We start from the raw sequence: 17,243 nt of genomic DNA on the forward strand, positions 1-17,243 counted from the left end.
GTGCTGTGGACGATTAGTGGTGCGTCAGGAGGTCAGCCGACCAGCGACGGGTTGCTGCAGTAGGGCTTCTGACCGAACACGTCGGCGCCGCCGATGCTGATCCCGAGGAGGTTGAAGAGCGGCTTCAGCACGTTGTTGTTGAGCGCGGTCACCAAGGGATTGAGCACCACGCTCGTGATCGACGAGATCAGGTTGGTGACGATCGAGCTGATCTGGCCCACGTTGAGCGAGATGTTCAGGCCGAGGAAGTTCTTGGCCGTCACGGTCAGGGTGTTGGTCACTGTCGTCACGCTGAGCGTGTTGAGCCCGAGGTCCCCCGAGCCGAGCGAGACCGGGTCGTCCCAGGTCGCGGGGTTGTTGGGCACCCGGATCTGGGCGGTCTTGACCGTCGACGGGTCGGCGGTCGAGACCCGCAGACCGAGGGTGCCGCTGATCTGGATCGACGCGACCTTGTTGAGCCCGAGCAGGTTGAGCAGCGACACGATGCCGGACAGCAGCCCGCCGACGTTGCCGGAGTCCGCGGTGCTCGCGTTGATGTTGAGGTTGGCCTGCGCCGAGGCACCGACCAGTCCGCTCGTCACCGCCACGTCCTCGCCGCTCGGACTGGAAGCCGTCTCATTGCCGCAGATGATGTCGGTCAACGTGCCGGTGGCTGAGGCGACGTTGGCCGTGATCGCCGTCGTGCCGTTGACCGGCAGACCGAGCACCGTGCCCGGCGACACCAGCGTGCCGCCGATCGAGAGGTCGACCTGCGACGTGCTCGCCGTCGTGCCCTTGAAGCCGCAGCGCTGGTTGGGCTTCTGGATCACCCTCAGGCTGGTCGTGAGACCGGTGCCCGAGATCGGCAGGTTGAGCGCGAGGCCCGGGATGCTGATCGCCGACGAGCCGTCGGCGAGGAAGACCGTGCCGGCCAGCAGGTCGACCGCGTTGATCGTGGCCGTGGTGGCCGCGCCGGTGCCGGCTGCCGCGCTGATGAGGCTGCCGAGGCTGATGGTGGCGCCGCCGAGGCTGGCCCCGATCAGGTTGAGCACGTTGGCGTTGGCGATGCCCTGCGACGTCAAGATGTTGGCGGCAGCGATCAGCAGCGTGCCGGCGTTGACGTTGGCGGCCAGCAGTTGGTCGACCGTGCCGAAGCCGAGCTGTGCCGCGAGCGAGAGCAGGCTGATGTTGGCGTCGGCGATGCCGGTGTAGCCGACGGCGGTCAGGTTGACGCTGCCGCCGAGGAAGCCGCCGAGGATCGTGTTGAGCAGCGCGGAGTTGGTCGTGTTGAGCCGTGCGGCGTAGGACCCGATGCTGAAGCAGGCGCTCTTGTCCGACGTGGCGACCGCGGATCGCGCGACGTCGCCACTGCCGGTGCCGGTGACCCCGCCGAAGGCGAAGGCCATGGTCGTGCCCGACGTGACGACGACTCCGTTGGGCACGGCGGTCGACGCCACCTGGACCGGGATACCGCCTGCGGACGGGTAGGTCCCGTTGGCGGCGACCTGCACCCAGTAGGCGTTCACCGTGGGTGCGCTGCCGATCGTGTCCTTGGTGTTGCGCGCGACGCTCCAGGTCAGCTGCTGGGACGCTGCGGAGATCCCGCTGCCTCCCGCCTCGATCTGCGCGCGGGTGCGGCCGTCGATCAGCCGGCCCATGTCGAGGGCGACCATGTCGGCGACGGCCTGCATGTCGCGCCGGCCGGCGCGCTGCATGCCGAGGTCGATCGCGAAGGCCGAGACCGCGAGAAGCACCAGGCTCATCAAGATGGCGATGACGACCGCGGTCGCACCGCGCTCGTCACGGGCGGGCCGCCGTACTGCCCGGAGCAGACGTGCGCGCCCGTTCAAGAGACCCGCACCTCGGTCGTGTACTCCAGGTCGCTCGGAAGGATCGTGTTGATGCCGAGACCGGGGATCAGCGAGTTGTTCTTGTAGGGGTAGTGCAGGACGACCTTCGCGCACTGCGCACCCGTCGGACCGGAGGTGCACGCTCCGATGGTGATCGTGCACGTGCCGCTGGATCCGCCGGAGTGGGTGAGGCCGCCCCCGCTGGTGCAGGTCACGCCATAGCTGCCGAGCGCGTCGTTGATCGCTGAACGCGCGGCCGTGATGCGCGTGGCGCTGGCGGTGCCGCTCGGCTGGACGGCCGCAGCGCGCCCGCCCTCGGCGGCCGCCTGGCTCAGTGCCTGACGGAAGCTCAGCATGTAACCGAACGAGATGACGCCGAAGACCAGCATCACGAGGATCGGCAGGATCAACGCGAACTCGAGCGCGGCAGCACCGCGCTCCTCACGACGCCCTGTACGGCGGCCGCGCACTCCCCATTGCAGCGCTGGACGCATGTCCCTCCACCTTTGCTCCCCCGCGTGCTCCCTCAAGCACGGTCGGGCATCTCCCTTGCCCTGACTTTCGACAGTAATGCGGCCCGTCGACCCCGTCACCACCTACGGGACTTTTCGGGCCGCTCGACACGTAAGGTCCTAGTCCGTTGGGACTAGGGCCCCTCCCAACGGGTCATCCCCACCTTCATCCCCACAGCGCCGGTTGCGCACAGGTCGCTCCGACGGCGTAGACATCGGCGCCACCGAACCGCAGCCCGACCATCCGGGCGACCGGACCGATGAACTGGTTGTTGATGTTGTCGATGAACGGGTAGAGCGTCTTCTGCACGAACCCGTTGTTGGCGTTGATCAGCTCGTTGATGATCTTGTTGGTCAGCGACGTCGAGCTGAGGATCGGCGCGAGGCCGCCACCGATGGTGACCTTGTCGATCCGGGGCACGATGCTCGTCGGGAGCAGCACCGAGGTGCCCGTCTGCACCGGTGTCGTGTCGTTGGGCGGCAACCGCAGGTTGGCCGTCGACGTCGTCGCCGCGGCCGCGGTCGAGACCGTCAGGTTCACCTCGACATGGATCGCGAGCTTTCCGTTGCCCAGGATCGGTAGCCCGAGCGAGAGCAGCAGGCTGGTGAGCCCGATCCCGACCAGGTCGAGGATCTTCACGTCGCCGTTGACGACCAGGTCGGCGCTCAGCGAGTACGACGCCGGCAGGGTCTGCACCCGGACCGACATGCTGTGGGGATCGGCCACGGTGGCGGCGCCGCAGTGCACGTCGGGGGGCGACACCAGCTGGCCGGTGCCGTCGGCGAGGTTCACCGCGATCGTGCCGGTGCCCTTCTCCGTCAGCAGCGTCGCGAACTGCGGGATGCTCAGGCTGGGCAGGTTGATGAAGTCGACCGCGAGGTTGCCGCTCAGCTGCGAGTTCTTCGCCTGGCTCTCCGGCAGGTTCGGCCGGCCGCAGGCCAACTGGGCCGCAGAGATGAGGGTGAGCCCGCCACTGAACTGGTTGCCGATGCCGGGCACCTGCCCCTGGATGTTGGGGACCTCGAGGAAGTAGTTGCCGTTGGCGAGCCGCGCCGAGCCGACGATGTCGAGGACGTCGAGGTCCATCGCGAGCGCCGCGGTGTCGGTCGGCGCGACGTGCAGCACGTTGCCGAGGTTGATGGCCCCGACCGTTCCGGAACCACCCACGATCTGGTTGAGCGCGCCGACCGCGACGGAGTTTCCGCCCTGGTTGGACAGCACCGTCACCATCGCGTTGAGCAGCGTCGTGTAGTTGACCGTGCCGGTCAGCAGAGCCGTCGGGCTGCCGATGCTCGACACCGCCGCGATGTCACCGAGCTTGATCTTGGCGGCAGCGAGCGCCTGGTAGCTGACCAGGGTCAGGTTGGCACCGAACAGCCCGTTCAACGGACTCAGGACCGTGCTGTCGCCTGAGTTGACCGCAGCGACGAAGGTGCCCATCCGGTAGCAGGCCGAGCTCGACGCGACGGCGTACGCCGTCCGCGTCACCGCGCCCTCACCACCCTTGAACGAGTAGTCGGTGTCGGCGGTCGCGGTGACCTTGACGCCCGTCGGCGGGTCGGTGGCGGTGTTCCACACCCCGCTGACGTAGGAGCCCCAGTCGACGTTCATCGAGAGGTCGTTGCCGAGCAGGTCGTTCCCGTTGCGCGCCGCGCTCTTGCGGACCGCGCTCGACGAGCTCGCGAAATTTCCCTCGGCGGCGAGCTGGGCCTGGGTCTTCCCGGTCAGCTCGCGGGCCAGATCGAGAGCAACGACGTCGGCGAGCGCCTGCAGGTCGGCTCGCGTGACGCGCTCCATGCCGAGGTCGATGGCCAACGCCGACACCGGCAGCAGGATGACCATCATGGCGGCCGTGAAGACCGCCACCGCGCCGCGCTCATCCCTCTTCGCACGGCAGAGTGAACGCCACATACCTCGGCCCTCCCAAGCCCTGCGCGTCGCCCTCCCTGGCTCCGCTACTCCTTCATCATCGGCGCTTTACCACGCGATGAGAGAGGGTCGGCAAGCAGAACGGGCCCCTGCGGACGCAAACTCGCGACCCGGTGCGGGACGTAGGTCCCAGCGAAGGCAGCCCGGGTCCCAGTGACGTCAGCCCGAGTCCCGGGCCGGATGGTCAGACCTTGGGGGGTTCGATGTCGGAGGTCGCGAGCTCCTCGACGTTGACGTCCTTGAAGGTCAGCACCTTGACGTTCTTCGCGAACCGCGCCGGGCGGTACATGTCCCACACCCAGGCGTCGCTGATGGTGACCTCGAAGAACACCTCGCCGGCCTCGGTCCGCGCCTTCACGTCGACGGAGTTGCAGAGGTAGAACCGGCGGTCGGTCTCGACGACGTACTTGAAGATCTTCACGACGTCGCGGTACTCGCGGTAGAGCCTCAGCTCCTGCTCGGTCTCGTACTTCTCGAGCTCCTCGGCACTCACGACGCCGACTCTATAGGTCCGTCCTCGAGCCCGGCGGCGCGACGCACGTTGACGAACCGCATCCTGTGGACAGGCGATGGTCCGTGCTCGTCGAGGGCCGCCGTGTGGGTCGGGGTGATGTAGCCCTTGTGGGTCTTGAAGTCGTAGGCCGGCCACTCGCCGTCGAGCTCGTCCATCAGCCGGTCACGGGTGACCTTCGCCAGCACGGAGGCGGCCGCGACGCAAGCGGCGACCCGGTCGCCCTTCCACACCGCGAGCCCGGGAGCGCCGAGCCCGTCGACCGGGAACCCGTCGGTCAGGACGTACGACGGCGCCACGTCGAGCTTCGCGACCGCTCGCCGAAGCGCCTCGATGTTGACGACGTGCATGCCGAGTCGGTCGCACTCCTCGTGCGACATCACCACGACCGACCAGGCGATCGCGCGCTTCACGATCTGCTCGTAACAGCGCTCCCGCGCCTTGGCCCTCAGCAGCTTCGAGTCCGCCAGGCCCGGGACGATGCCGGCCTTGCCCGCAGGCAGGATCGCGGCCCCGGCGACGAGCGGGCCCGCGCAGGCGCCCCGACCGGCTTCGTCGACACCGGCGATCAGCTCGATCCCGTGCCGGCGCAGCGCGCGCTCGTAGCCATAGAGGCCGGCGTCACGTCGTACCGTCAGTCCTCGGGGCAGCGTCGACATCGGCTCGGACCGATCAGCCCTTGTCGGGGTCGGCGGGCGGGTCGTCCGGCACGTCGTCGAACACACCCGGGTTGCTGATCCAGTGCCAGCGGTCGCGCGGCCAGACCAGGGCGAACACCTTGCCAACCACCAGGTCGGTGTCGACCCAGGGGCTCTTCGCGCACGGATCCTCGCTGGGCTGGCACATGTGGGCCCGCGAGTCCGCAGAGGCGCCGCGGTTGTCGCCCAGGACGAAGACCTTGCCCTCGGGCACCGGACCGACGGTCCAGCTGCACCCGAAGCCGGTGCCGGCTCCGGCGCAGGTCTTGCGGTCGGCGATGTAGGAGGTCTCGTCGATCGGCTCGCCGTTGACGAGGAGGTGCCCCTCGTCGTCGCAGCAGGTGATGACGTCGCCCTCGGTCCCGATGACGCGCTTCACCAGGTGCCCGCCGGTCGGGTAGAGCCCGACCTTCGAGAGCAGGTTGGCCAGGCCGGTCGGCTTGGGCTCCTCGCCCGTGAGCCAGCCGCCCGGGTCCTCGAAGACGATGACATCGCCGCGCGCGGGGCTGCCCCCGAACCAGTAGGAGACCTTCTGGACCAGGATCCGGTCGTTGCGGATCAGGCCCGGCTCCATCGACTCCGACGGGATGTAGAACGCCTGGACGAAGAACGTCTTGATGACGATCGCCAGCACCAGCGCGATGCCGAGGAGCAAGAAGCTCTCCTGCCACACGGGCAGGTGCTTGCGGTCGTCAGACTTCTTGAGCTTGTCGCTCACCGGTCCACGATCCTGAGCGGCCCCGGGGGTGCCATCGATTGCGTCGCGGTCCCCGGGGGCGTCGGTCGTCACAGTTACTGACTCTAGCCAGTACCTGGATCAGAACTCGCGGCGCTCCTTGATCTTCGCGGCCTTGCCGCGAAGGTTGCGCAGGTAGTAGAGCTTCGCGCGGCGGACGTCACCACGGGTGACGATCTCGATCTGCTCGAAGATCGGCGAGTGGAGCGGGAAGGTCCGCTCGACACCGACGCCGAAGGACACCTTGCGCACGGTGAACGTGCGGCCGACGCCGCTGCCGTGGATGCGGATCACGACGCCCTGGAAGACCTGCACGCGGGACCGGTTGCCCTCGACGACCTTCACGTGGACCTTGACCGTGTCACCCGCGCGGAAGGCGGGGATGTCGTCGCGCTTCGCGGCGTTGCCGAGCTCGGCGACGATGGACGGGGAGATGTTGCTCATGGTTGCTCCTCGCGAGTGCCACAGGTCAACCGCGGATGTAGGTGGGTCGTGATCCTTCGGTGGCGCTACGTCCGACGGTTTCCCCCTGTGGCAGGCAATACCGTGCAGAGCGTCCGTGGCGCCGACGAACGATCATCGCACAGGAGCCGGTGGCGTCGGTAATCGCCGATCGGGCGCTCAGGAGCCCGGTCCGGGGGCCCGGTAGGGCAGCGTCTCCTGCTGGTCCGGCGGCTGTGCCGGCGGGGGCCCAGGAGGCGGTGAGGCAGGCGCCGGAGGCGGTGACGCGGGCGTCGGGGGCGGCCCAGCAGGTGTCGGAGGCCGTCGGTCCCGCACCACGGGCGGCACCCCTTGCCACGGCACCCGTTCGGGTCGGGTCGGAGGCGGGACGTACGGCGGCGGCGGCTGCTGCCACGCCTGGGCCGGCGTCGCCGGTGGGGGCTGCTGGACGGGAGGCTGCTGAACGGGCGGGTAGTACTGGCCAGGCTGCGGCGGGTAGTACTGCTGCTGCGGCGGGTAGTAGGCCGGCGGCGGCTGCTGATAGACCGGCTGCGGCGGGTAGTACACCGGGGCCGGAGCGCCGTAGCCAGGCGCGAAGCGAACCTTCGTGCCGGCGCCGGAGACCAGCACGATCATCCAGCACACGAAGGGGAAGATCGCCGTCACCAGGGGCAGGGCCTCGAAGAAGCGCCGGGTCTCCAGATCCGCCGGGACCCCGTCGGCCGAGAAAGTGATGGCGTCCCCGTAGGCCTGCAGCTGGTCGCCGAACGACCACGACGAGTCGAAGTCCCGGATGTAGCTGGCCTGCACCGCGTTGCCCGTGATCTCCAGAGCCACCGCCACGACGAGCGCCAGGATCCCGAGGTGCAGCGGCGGTCGCCAGCCGAGGCCGAGGAGCCCCCACAGGGTGACCCAGCACCCGCTCGCCGCTGCCAGGGTGAAGAGCCACAGCGTGGTGAGGTACTGCCCGTCGAGGTCGTCCAGGCTGTCCCCGCTGGCGTCAAGGGCATCGACGAGGTCGTTCCAGTCCTGGACCTGGCCGATGAGCGCTCCCGCGGACGCGGCTCCCCACGCCACCAGCAGCAGCGCGCAGAGGACTGCCAGCGGGCGGAGCCGCCGACCCCCAGGGGAGCCCATGGCCCGATCCTCTCGCAGATCACCCCTCCACGGTGGGCGAATCCCCGGACCTTTGCGCGGTCGATGACCGGACTGGCCGTGGACCGGCCGAGGACTGGGCGAGAATGCGGGCGTGACCCTCGCCGGCCCCGAGCTCGACTGGGCGCCCCACACCGCGGAGCTGCGCCCCTACCAGCAGCGCATCCCCCGTGGACCGCGCGCGGATCGTCAGCTCCGCGAGATCACGGTGTCGCTGCCGCCCTACATCCGCGACCGGGACTTCCCGATCCAACGGTCACTGGCGGCGATGACCGCGGCCAGCGCCGGCGACCTCGGCCACCTCGACCTCGTTCACGGGCGCACGATGATGGCCCTCAACCACCTCCAGCTCCGCACCGAGGCGGTCGACTCCTCCAAGATCGAGAACGTCGACGCCAGCATCGCCGACTACGGACGCGCGCTCCTCGGGGTCGGCGCCAACGCCTCGGCTGTTTCGATGGCGTCGGCGACCACGGCGATGGCGCGGATGATCCGCGACGCCGAGCAGCGCCGCACGGTCCGTCCCGAAGCGCTCCTCCAGGCCCACGAGGAGCTCTTCCGGCGCAACCCGGACGAGGCCCATCGGGCCGGGGTGTTCCGCACGCGGCAGAACTGGGTCGGCGGGAGCGACTACTCCCCCCTCGGCGCGCTGCATGTGCCGCCGCCGCCGGAGACCGTCCCCGGCTACCTCGAGGACCTCTTCGCCTACGCCAACCGCGACGACGTACCGCCGCTCGTGCAGGCCGCCATCGTCCACGCCCAGTTCGAGTCGATCCACCCGTTCATCGACGGCAACGGGCGCATCGGCCGGGCGCTGATCCACGCGGTGCTCCGACGCCGCCGCTCGACCCGCCACCTCACCGTGCCCATCGCTTCGGCCCTGGTCGCTCACCGCGAGCGCTACTTCGGTGCACTCGAGCACTACCGCGCCGGATCCGCCGCCCCGGTCATCGCGCTGATGGCGCAGGCGACCAGCATCGCGACCGCTGAGTCGTGGCGTACGGCAACCAACCTCCGCGACCTCCGCACGCAGTGGCACGACGCCGTGGGTGGTTCCCGGCCCGGCACTCCCCTGCACCGGCTCCTCGACCTGCTGACCGAGGAGCCGATCGTCAACGTCGATCTCGTGATGAAGCAGATCGACGTCGACGGCGCGGTCGCCCAGGGCGTGATCGACGCCCTCGAGACCGCGGGCGTCCTGGCGAAGGCGCCGCGATCGCGGCGGGCACCCGTGTGGCTGGCTCGTGCGGTGCTCCGGGAGGTCGAGGACCTCAGCACGCGGATCCAGGAGTCCAGCCGACGGATGTGACCCGCGGCGCGACGCTCACTGGAACCGGCGCACCTCCTGGGGCCACCCGCACGCCACGGCGATCCTGCCTCCCCAATAACGCGCCGCGTCCAGGTCGGGCACGTCGATCGCGGTGAAACCACCGAGGTGCTCCTTGGTCTCCGCATAGGGGCCGTCGGTGAAGACCGGGGTGCCGGTGGTGGCATCGACACTGACGGCCGGCGAGTCGTCAAGACCACCGGCGCAGATCAGGACGCCCGCCGCCTCCATCTCCGCGATCAGCGGGCCCGTCCGCTGTCGCGCCGCTTCCACGTCGTCGTCGGTGAGCTCGGGGACCCACTCCTGGTTGAAGAGGACGAGGTACTTCGGCATGGCTGCCTCCTGTCGCGCGCGGCCCCGTTGACCGCTCTCAACCTTCCCCACGAACGGCCGGACGGCAATACGACAACAAGTGCTGGAGCCTTCTACGGTGCCCGTCGCCAGTCCGGGTCGAAGCGGGTCACGCCGTACTTGTGGTCCAGGACGGTCGTGACATGGGTCCCGTCGGGGTTGGAGGTGCGCAGCTTGCCGCCGCCGTCGTCGCCATAGACGATCTTCCTGCCGTTGGGCGACCACGCCGGGTCGATGACCGAGCACGGCCTGTTGACGCTGACCGAGCCGCTATAGCCGGTGAGCTCGAGCGAGCGCAGGCCAGTCGCGCAGTAGGCCCGTGGCTCCGAGGCCCAGTAGGCGATCTCGTCGTTGTCGGGCGACCAGGCCAGGCCACCGAAGCTGTAGGTGTACTTCCCGACCCGGGTGAGGTCGGTCCCGTCCAGCCGCACGGTGAAGAACGAACCGAAGTCCCACGAGTAGCCGTCGTCGCCGTAGTCCTCGCGCCGCAGCGTGAGGGCGATCAGCTCGCCGTCGGACGAGAGGGTCGGGTTGGCGGCATAGCTCCACTCGCTGTAGTCGGGGTAGGGCGGCTTCCCCAGCCCAGCGACCAGGGGAAGGTCGATCGGCAGGTCCTCGACGGCCCCGGTCGAGACCGTCACGAGCGACCAGGTCGGATCGATGCCGGTCACGCCCAGGCCCTCGACGACGAGCACCCTGCCACCGGTCGGCATCCAGCCGACGAGATCGCCGTCGGCGACCTTCTTCTGGTCGCCGCCGTTGGCCCCCATCACCCAGACCTCGCCCGGCCGCTCGTAGGCGATCCGCTTCCCGGACGCCGACCACAGCGGGTGCCACGCGTCGAGCGACTGTGTCAGCCGCTTGTTGCCGGTGCCGTTGGGGCGCACGGAGAAGATGTCGGACCCGCCGGAGGCGACCTTCACGTAGGCGATTCGGTCGTTGGCCCCCGGAAAGGTGGCAGCGGCGTGCGGCGTCCGGGCGGCGTCGGCCGAGGGCGACAGTCCGCCCGGCAGCAGCACGGCGGCGAGCACCGCCGTGAGAAACAGGACGATCACGGTCGCAGTCCGGCGACGAGCCATCGCGCACCTCCTTGGTGCCTTCAAAGTTAAGACGCGCGCGGGTGCCTGTCGATCGGTCGACAGGAGGATCTTGAACGCCGCAGGCCCGCCCCGGGCGTGCCGGGACGGGCCTGCGGATGAAGCGGTGGATCAGTCGATGGCGTAGCCCGTGCCGTGCAGGGCGAGGTCGATACCTGCGACCTCGTCCTCCTCCTTGGCACGGAACCCGATCGTCTTGTCGATCACGGTGCCGAGGACGAACGCCACGATGAACGAGTAGGCCATGATCGTGAAGGCGGGGATCGCCTGGACCACGAGCTGCTCGAAGTTGCCACCGGTGAAGAGACCGGTGTCGATGGCGAAGAAGCCCAGGTAGAGCGTGCCGATGACGCCGGCGACGAGGTGGATGCCCACCACGTCCAGGGTGTCATCGACGCCGATCTTGTACTTCAGCTCGATCGCGACGGCGCAGACCGCTCCGGCGACGAGACCGAGGACGATCGCCCACATCGGCGTCAGGTTGGCGCACGACGGGGTGATGGCGACCAGACCGGCCACGATGCCCGAGGCGGCACCGACCGCGGTCGGCTTGCCCTCCTTGAAGTGCTCCACGACGATCCAGCCGATGAGCGCGGCGGCCGGGCAGACCATGGTGTTGACGAAGATCAGACCAGCCTGGCCGCTCGAGATCGCGGCGCCGCCGTTGAAGCCGAACCAGCCGAACCAGAGGATGGCGGCACCGATGAGCACCAACGGCACGTTGTGCGGCTGCGCCTCCTCCTTGGAGAAGCCGAGCTTGCGCTTGCCGAGGACCAGCGCGAGGGCGAGAGCGGCCGCACCAGCGTTGATGTGGACCGCCGTACCGCCCGCGAAGTCGATCGTGCCGGTCGAGTAGCCGAAGTGCTCGTCGAGCTTGTTGACCCAGCCGGTGAAGTCACCGGTGGCGTCGAACGCGAAGACCCACGAGGCGACCGGGAAGTAGACGAGCGTCGCGAAGAGACCGGTGAACAGCATCCAGGGCCAGAAGCGGGCGCGGTCGGCGATGGCGCCGGAGATCAGCGCGACAGTGATGATGGCGAACGTCGAACCGAAGATCGCGCTGGCCATCACGAGGCCCGAGCCGTCCTCACCGGCGAAGGCAGCCTTGGCGGCGTCCTGGAGGCCGAAGTCGGAGAACGGGTTGCCCAGGACCCGCGGGATCCAGTCGGCGTCGGAGCCGTCCACGTAGGACTGGTTGAAGCCGTAGAGGATCCACAGCACGCCGACGACGCCGATGCTGCCGAAGCTGAGCATCATCATCGAGATGACGCTCTTCGACTTCACCAGCCCGCCGTAGAAGAACGCCAGTCCGGGCGTCATGAAGAGGACGAAGGCTGCTGTGAGCAGCAGCCAGACAACTGCAAGGTCCATGAACAGAACTCCTCGGGAGGTACGGGCCCGCTTCGGCACCCGGTACGCAGGGGGTCAACGTCGTTGCTGACCACACGTTGCGTCGCATACTTCCCAGCGGTCGTTTCGCGCCACGACCCGCTTTGTTTCGACGGCGTTACAGGTTCGCCCGACGTGTTTCAGCCGCGCGAACGCCGCTTCACGAAGATCACCGCTCCCGGCGGTGCAGGCAGGTCGTTGCGGAGGCGGAAGCCGGCCTTCTTGTACATCTTGTGGTTGCGCTCGCTGCCGGCGCCGGTGAAGAGGACGTACGACGTCGCCGCCGCCGGCGCGACCGCCTGGATGTGCTCGAGGAGCGCCCGCCCGAGCCCCTCGCCCTGAAGGTCGGGCGCGACCATGATGCGCCCGATGTCCCAGGCCGTGCCGTCAGGACCTTCCAACCGTCCGCGGACCGCGCCGACGAGGCGGCCGGCACGGCGCACGACGTAGGTGTCCCACTCCCCCAGCCACGCGCGCACGTCGTCGACGGACTCGTGGAAGGCGGGGATCGGTGCGCCGGGGTTGGCGAGCGCCTCCTGCACCCAGCAGGCACGCTGCAACGTCATCAGCTCGGCGGCGTCGCCGGGCACCGCCCGCTCGATCGTGCTGCCGTCGTCGATCGAGGAGGGGGCGAGGAGGTCCGGCCGACGCTGCGCCGTACGACGACGGGCCTGGTCGTGCCGCCAGCGCGCCACCGCTCCGTGGTCACCGGACCGCAGCACGGCGGGTACCTCGTGGCCCTGCCAGACGGGCGGCTTGGTGTAGACGGGGTATTCGAGGAGACCGCCCGTCGATGCGGCGTGGGACTCCTCCACGAGGCTCTCGGCGTTGCCCATGAAGCCGGGCAGCAGCCGGACCACGGCCTCGGTCACGGCAAGGGCCGCGACCTCGCCGCCGTTGAGCACGTAGTCGCCCAGGCTGATCTCGCGGACCTCGGCGATCGACCGGGCGTGGTCGATGACCCGTTGGTCGATGCCCTCATAACGGCCGCACGCGAAGACGAGCCGGCCGCGGGTCGCGAGATCCTCGGCGAGACGCTGGTCGAAGCGCTCCCCCGACGGCGTCGTGAAGATGATGGTGTCGCCCGGCTCGACGGCGAGCGCGTCGAACGCCTCGCCCCAGGGCTCGGGCTTCATGACCATGCCGGCGCCACCGCCATAAGGCGTGTCGTCGACGGTGCGGTGCTTGTCGTGGGCCCACGAGCGGAGGTCGTGGACGTGGATCTCGAGCAGGCCGCTGTCGACGGCCTTGCCCGGCAGGGACAGGCGCAGCGGTGCGAGGTAGTCGGGGAAGATCGTGAGGTAGTCGAGCCGCATCCGGGCCTCGCTCACTCGTCCTCGAACGGGGTGACCAGCCCCGGGCGGTCGGCGATCACGACGCGCCCGCCGGCGATGTCGACCTCGGGCACGAGTGCCTCGACGAAGGGCACGAGCGCGTCGCGACCGTCGGGCGTCTTGATCTGGAGCAGGTCCTGGGCTCCGTGGACCAGGCCGCTGACCTCGCCGAGGAGCGTCCCGTCGACGTCATGGGCGGCAAGACCGATCAGCTGGTGGTCGTAGTACTCGTCCGGGTCGTCCGGGACCTCGTCGTCTTGGACGACGGCCCGCAGCACCACGCCTCTCGCCGCCTCGGCCTCGTTGCGGTCGGACAGCTCGTCGAAGGCGACCAGCAGGACCGACTGGTGCCACCGGATGCGGCGCACCTGCAGCGTCGCGTGGGAAAAAGCCGAACCCCGGGGCGGCTGCGCGAGCAGCCGGACCCCGGGGATGTAACGCTTCTCCGGCTCGTCGGTGCGAACGTCGATCGTGACCTCACCGCGGATGCCATGCGGCTTCCCGATGCGGCCGACCACGACCTCGATCGACGCCAACGACTCAGCGTCGTCCGGTGCGGTCGACGTCGACGAAGTCGATCCGGGTGCCGCCGTCGCCGGCGAGCGCCGAGATCACGGTGCGGAACGCGGTGGCCGTGCGGCCACCCCGTCCGATCACCTTGCCGAGGTCATCGGGGTGCACCCGGACCTCGAGCACCGAACCGCGGCGCAGCTGCTTGTCGCGGACCACGACGTCGTCGGGGTGGTCGACCACTCCACGGACGAGGTGCTCCAGCGCGTCGGCGAGCATGCGCTCAGGCCTCGGTGCTCTCGGCCGACTCGGCCTCGGCAGCGGGGGTCTCCTCGGCGGGAGCCTCCTCAGCGGCAGGCGCCTCCTCGGCGGCAGGCGCCTCAGCGGCGGGGGTCTCCTCGGCGGGAGCCTCCTCGACCTTCTCCTCGACCTTCTTCTCGGCCTTCTTCTTGGCGGTCACCGCGGCGCCCTTGGGCTCGTTGGCGGCCTCCTTGAGGGCCTCGTTGAAGATCTCGAGCTTGTCGCGCTTGGGCTCCTTGACCTTGAGGGTGCCCTCAGCGCCGTCGATGCCCTTGAACTTCTGCCAGTCGCCGGTGACCTTGAGGATGGCCTCGACGGCCTCGGTCGGCTGCGCGCCGACACCCAGCCAGTACTGCGCCCGGTCGGAGACGACGTCGATGTAGGACGGGTCCTCCTTGGGGTGGTACTTGCCGATCTCCTCGATCACCTTGCCGTCACGCTTCTTGCGCGAGTCGACGATGACGATGCGGTACTGCGGCACCCGGACCTTGCCCAGGCGCTTCAAACGGATCTTGACGGCCACGTTTGTGGTGTCTCCTCTGAAACTGGTGTGTGGTTGAACCGCACCGACCAGGTGGGGAACACCGGCGGGGCGAATCGATGGCGCTGGGCCGACCGGTAGAGAGGGACCGGACGACACAGAACTCAGCGTCGGATTCTGCCAGAACCACGCCCCGCATCCGAATCTCGGCGAAGAATCGGGCGGGTGACGCAACCAGATGGCCCGCTCGGGCGTCAACCGGGCATGAGCGTCCTCTCGGAACAGCCCCTGCCCACGGCGCCGGCCGCCGCCGACTTCGTCCCTCCGGCGCGCGCCCTGGCGGCGCCCCGACTCACGGAGCGCTATCCCGCGCTGTTCCCCGTCGCCGTACGGGTGCACCGCGCGCGGCGCCGCTGGCACTGGCTGACCGGTGAGGAGCAGTGGACGTCCACGCGCGAGGTCGAGCCGCTCCCGACGAGGGTGAAGAAGCACAAGTCGCTCCTGCTGCGTCAGCTCGGCGAGAGCGAGATGTGGCTGCAGCACAACAAGGTCACCAACCTGCGCCTCGCCAGCAGCCAGGTCGACGGGGTCCTGATCCGCCCCGGAGAGACCTTCTCGTTCAACAAGGTGGTCGGCAACTGCACCCGGCGCAAGGGTTACGTCGCCGGCATGAAGCTCTCCAACGGCGACGCGGAGTCCGGTGTCGGCGGCGGCATCTGCCAGCTTGCCAACCTGCTCCACTGGATGTTCCTGCACTCGCCGCTGACCGTGGTCGAGCGCTCCGAGCACAGTTTCGACCCCTTCCCCGACAACGGGCGGGTGCTCCCGTGGGGCGTGGGCTGCTCGATCGTCTACAACTACGTCGACCTGGTCGTCCGCAACGACACCGACACGACGTTCCAGCTGCTCGTCCACGTCGGAGAGCGCCACCTCAAGGGCGAGCTCCGCGCCGACCGCGAGGTGCCGCACAGCTACTCGGTCTTCGCCCGCGACGAGCAGTTCCTCCGCCACGAGGACCGGGTCTTTCGCCGCAACGAGATCTGGCGCACCGTCATCGACCGTCGCACAGGGGCAGCCGTCGGCGAGGAGCTCGTGAAGCGCAATTGTGCGCTGGTGAAATACCTGCCCGACGGCGTGGAGATCGTGTCGGTCACCTAGTCACGACTGACCATCGAGGCCTGCCCGCAGGGAGGGTCCCAGGACGAGGGGTGCGCGAGGAGGATCGGGTCACTCGCATCGGGGGCAAACCGGAAGGGAAAGACCGATGACCTCACTTCAGCACCACATCGCAGTCGCCCAGCCGGCGCCGCGTCACGAGGAGACCCAGGCCCTGGACAACTACGTCCTGGCGACCCGGATCGTGCACCGCGCCGAGACCCTGCTGCCGCACGCCGAGGGGTTCCCCGTGGCGCTCGGCCTGGTCGAGGCCGCGTTCGCCGCGGCCCTCGACATCACGGCCAGCAGCACGTGGGCCGAGGTACGCGCCGCCCGGGACTTCCTGGACGCCGCGCACGACGAGCTCGACCGCGCGGGCTACCAGGTGCGCTGAGCCCCGGTCGGCGTCAGCCGACCACGCGGCCGCGCAGCACGACGTACGACGGCCTGGCCAGCACCGTGAGGTCCTCGACCGGGTTGGTGGGGTAGACCACGAAGTCGGCGGGGTCGCCCTCGTCGAGGCCGGGGTTGTGGCCGAGCCAGGCCCGCCCACGCCACGAGGCGGCGCCGAGGACGTGGTCGGCCGGTAGACCCATCGCGACCATCGCGTGGATCTCCTCGTGCAGGCACCCGTGCCGGGCGCTGCCGCCCCCGTCGCTGCCGACGAACAGGTGCACGCCCGCCTCGTAGGCGGCCATGAGCACGTCGCGACGACCGCGGTGCAGGCCCTCCATGGTGGTGGCGTAGGCCGGGAACTTGTCGCGACCGGCTTCGACGTAGTGCGTGAACTTGTCGGTCTGCTGCACGGTGGGCACGAGCGCGACCCCACCGGCCACCATCTGCTCGATGTGCTCCTCACGCAGCCCGGTGCCGTGCTCGATGCAGTCGATGCCGGCGTCGAGGAGCGGGCCGATCGAGTCGGATCCGAAGCAGTGGGCGGTCACCCGCGCGCCGAGGGCATGCGCGGTGCCGATCGCGGCGGCGACGGCGTCGTCGGGGAACGACGGTGCCAGGTCGCCGGTCTCTCTCGAGATCCAGTCCCCCACCAGCTTGACCCAACCATCACCCGCAGCCGCCTGCTCGGCCACGACGTCGACCAGGCCGTCGGGCTCGACCTCCACGCCGTAGTCCTTGAGGTAGCGACGCGTGCGCGCGACGTGCTTGCCGGCGCGGATCAGCCGCGGCAGGTCCTCCCGCTCGTGCACCCATCGGGTGTCGGCGGGCGAGCCGCAGTCGCGGAGGAGCAGCACGCCCGTGTCGCGGTCGGCGATCGCCTGCGCCTCGATCGTGGCGTCGTCGACCGCTCCCCCGTCCTCGAGCCCGAGGTGGTTGTGGGCGTCGACCAGGCCGGGCACGATCCAGCCCTCGGCAGCCGTGTCGGCCCCCGGCTGGCGCTCGTAGGTGACGTGGCCGTCGACGACGAAGAGCTCACGCACCTCCCCGTCGGGCAGGACGGGACCGGAGAAGCGCAGGGCAGTCGAGGTCAC

19 protein-coding genes and 1 pseudogene are annotated in these 17,243 nt (G+C 69.4%); 3 read left to right on the top strand and 17 right to left on the bottom strand.

Annotated features, from left to right (window positions below):
• Nucleotides 1–32: 32 nt before the first annotated feature.
• The 8 genes from F0U44_RS08215 to F0U44_RS08250 all read right to left on the bottom strand — a co-directional run bounded on the left by F0U44_RS08215 (nucleotide 33) and on the right by F0U44_RS08250 (nucleotide 7,794).
• Nucleotides 33–1,829 carry a Tad domain-containing protein gene (locus F0U44_RS08215; RefSeq protein WP_149727830.1) on the bottom strand — a complete coding sequence of 599 codons (1,797 nt, stop codon included), beginning with the start codon at nucleotides 1,827–1,829 and terminating at the stop codon, nucleotides 33–35.
• The gene (locus F0U44_RS08220; protein WP_149727831.1) at nucleotides 1,826–2,323 is read right to left on the bottom strand and encodes a TadE family protein; all 498 of its coding nucleotides are present in this window, start codon (nucleotides 2,321–2,323) and stop codon (nucleotides 1,826–1,828) included. Before F0U44_RS08220 ends, F0U44_RS08215 begins: the two co-directional genes overlap by 4 nt.
• 184 nt (nucleotides 2,324–2,507) lie before the next feature.
• The gene (locus F0U44_RS08225; RefSeq protein ID WP_188113392.1) at nucleotides 2,508–4,208 is read right to left on the bottom strand and encodes a Tad domain-containing protein; all 1,701 of its coding nucleotides are present in this window, start codon (nucleotides 4,206–4,208) and stop codon (nucleotides 2,508–2,510) included.
• A gap of 247 nt (nucleotides 4,209–4,455) precedes the next feature.
• A complete protein-coding gene (locus F0U44_RS08230; RefSeq protein ID WP_149727833.1) occupies nucleotides 4,456–4,764 on the bottom strand; it encodes a DUF2469 domain-containing protein in 309 nt (102 codons plus the stop codon).
• Nucleotides 4,761–5,441 (bottom strand): ribonuclease HII, encoded by a 681-nt coding sequence (locus F0U44_RS08235; RefSeq protein WP_149727834.1) that lies wholly within the window; start codon nucleotides 5,439–5,441, stop codon nucleotides 4,761–4,763. Before F0U44_RS08235 ends, F0U44_RS08230 begins: the two co-directional genes overlap by 4 nt.
• Nucleotides 5,442–5,454: 13 nt before the next feature.
• Nucleotides 5,455–6,198 (bottom strand): signal peptidase I, encoded by a 744-nt coding sequence (lepB, locus tag F0U44_RS08240; protein ID WP_246160386.1) that lies wholly within the window; start codon nucleotides 6,196–6,198, stop codon nucleotides 5,455–5,457.
• Between the two features lie 99 nt (nucleotides 6,199–6,297).
• The gene (gene rplS / locus F0U44_RS08245) at nucleotides 6,298–6,660 is read right to left on the bottom strand and encodes a 50S ribosomal protein L19 (protein ID WP_149727835.1); all 363 of its coding nucleotides are present in this window, start codon (nucleotides 6,658–6,660) and stop codon (nucleotides 6,298–6,300) included.
• A 177-nt stretch (nucleotides 6,661–6,837) separates the two neighbouring features.
• Nucleotides 6,838–7,794, bottom strand: a complete 957-nt coding sequence (locus F0U44_RS08250; RefSeq protein WP_149727836.1) for a hypothetical protein — start codon at nucleotides 7,792–7,794, stop codon at nucleotides 6,838–6,840.
• A 112-nt stretch (nucleotides 7,795–7,906) separates the two neighbouring features.
• Here F0U44_RS08250 and F0U44_RS08255 point away from each other — a divergent pair, with 112 nt between their 5' ends.
• Entirely contained in the window at nucleotides 7,907–9,121 is a 1,215-nt protein-coding gene (locus F0U44_RS08255; protein ID WP_149727837.1) for a Fic family protein, read from the top strand.
• 15 nt (nucleotides 9,122–9,136) lie between these two features.
• On the opposite strand, the gene F0U44_RS08260 is transcribed toward F0U44_RS08255, so the two are convergent.
• From F0U44_RS08260 to rpsP, 8 genes and pseudogenes are all read right to left on the bottom strand, one after another.
• Complete coding sequence (locus F0U44_RS08260; RefSeq protein ID WP_149727838.1) at nucleotides 9,137–9,472, bottom strand: YciI family protein; 336 nt, start codon at nucleotides 9,470–9,472, stop codon at nucleotides 9,137–9,139.
• Between the two features lie 92 nt (nucleotides 9,473–9,564).
• Entirely contained in the window at nucleotides 9,565–10,569 is a 1,005-nt protein-coding gene (locus F0U44_RS08265; protein ID WP_149727839.1) for a TolB family protein, read from the bottom strand.
• A gap of 129 nt (nucleotides 10,570–10,698) precedes the next feature.
• Nucleotides 10,699–11,958, bottom strand: a complete 1,260-nt coding sequence (locus tag F0U44_RS08270; RefSeq protein ID WP_149727840.1) for an ammonium transporter — start codon at nucleotides 11,956–11,958, stop codon at nucleotides 10,699–10,701.
• A 158-nt stretch (nucleotides 11,959–12,116) separates the two neighbouring features.
• Nucleotides 12,117–12,542 carry a GNAT family N-acetyltransferase gene (locus F0U44_RS23525; protein ID WP_246160471.1) on the bottom strand — a complete coding sequence of 142 codons (426 nt, stop codon included), beginning with the start codon at nucleotides 12,540–12,542 and terminating at the stop codon, nucleotides 12,117–12,119.
• A gap of 69 nt (nucleotides 12,543–12,611) precedes the next feature.
• Nucleotides 12,612–13,292, bottom strand: a pseudogene (gene trmD, locus F0U44_RS23530) (tRNA (guanosine(37)-N1)-methyltransferase TrmD); the annotation flags it as partial.
• 11 nt (nucleotides 13,293–13,303) lie between these two features.
• Nucleotides 13,304–13,846 carry a ribosome maturation factor RimM gene (rimM, locus tag F0U44_RS08280; RefSeq protein ID WP_223163626.1) on the bottom strand — a complete coding sequence of 181 codons (543 nt, stop codon included), beginning with the start codon at nucleotides 13,844–13,846 and terminating at the stop codon, nucleotides 13,304–13,306.
• 4 nt (nucleotides 13,847–13,850) lie between these two features.
• Nucleotides 13,851–14,099, bottom strand: a complete 249-nt coding sequence (locus F0U44_RS08285; RefSeq protein WP_149727841.1) for an RNA-binding protein — start codon at nucleotides 14,097–14,099, stop codon at nucleotides 13,851–13,853.
• Nucleotides 14,100–14,103: 4 nt separating this feature from the next.
• On the bottom strand, nucleotides 14,104–14,643 hold the full coding sequence (gene rpsP, locus F0U44_RS08290) for a 30S ribosomal protein S16 (protein WP_149727842.1): 540 nt from the start codon (nucleotides 14,641–14,643) through the stop codon (nucleotides 14,104–14,106).
• A 183-nt stretch (nucleotides 14,644–14,826) separates the two neighbouring features.
• On the opposite strand from rpsP, the gene F0U44_RS08295 reads away from it, so the two are divergent.
• Together F0U44_RS08295 and F0U44_RS08300 are read left to right on the top strand one after the other, a co-directional pair.
• Complete coding sequence (locus F0U44_RS08295; protein ID WP_246160388.1) at nucleotides 14,827–15,759, top strand: VanW family protein; 933 nt, start codon at nucleotides 14,827–14,829, stop codon at nucleotides 15,757–15,759.
• 106 nt (nucleotides 15,760–15,865) lie between these two features.
• Nucleotides 15,866–16,150, top strand: a complete 285-nt coding sequence (locus F0U44_RS08300; protein ID WP_149727843.1) for a hypothetical protein — start codon at nucleotides 15,866–15,868, stop codon at nucleotides 16,148–16,150.
• Between the two features lie 13 nt (nucleotides 16,151–16,163).
• On the opposite strand, the gene F0U44_RS08305 is transcribed toward F0U44_RS08300, so the two are convergent.
• The gene (locus F0U44_RS08305; protein ID WP_149727844.1) at nucleotides 16,164–17,243 is read right to left on the bottom strand and encodes an amidohydrolase family protein; all 1,080 of its coding nucleotides are present in this window, start codon (nucleotides 17,241–17,243) and stop codon (nucleotides 16,164–16,166) included.

This window comes from Nocardioides humilatus (assembly GCF_008373755.1).
GTDB lineage: Bacteria > Actinomycetota > Actinomycetes > Propionibacteriales > Nocardioidaceae > Nocardioides > Nocardioides humilatus.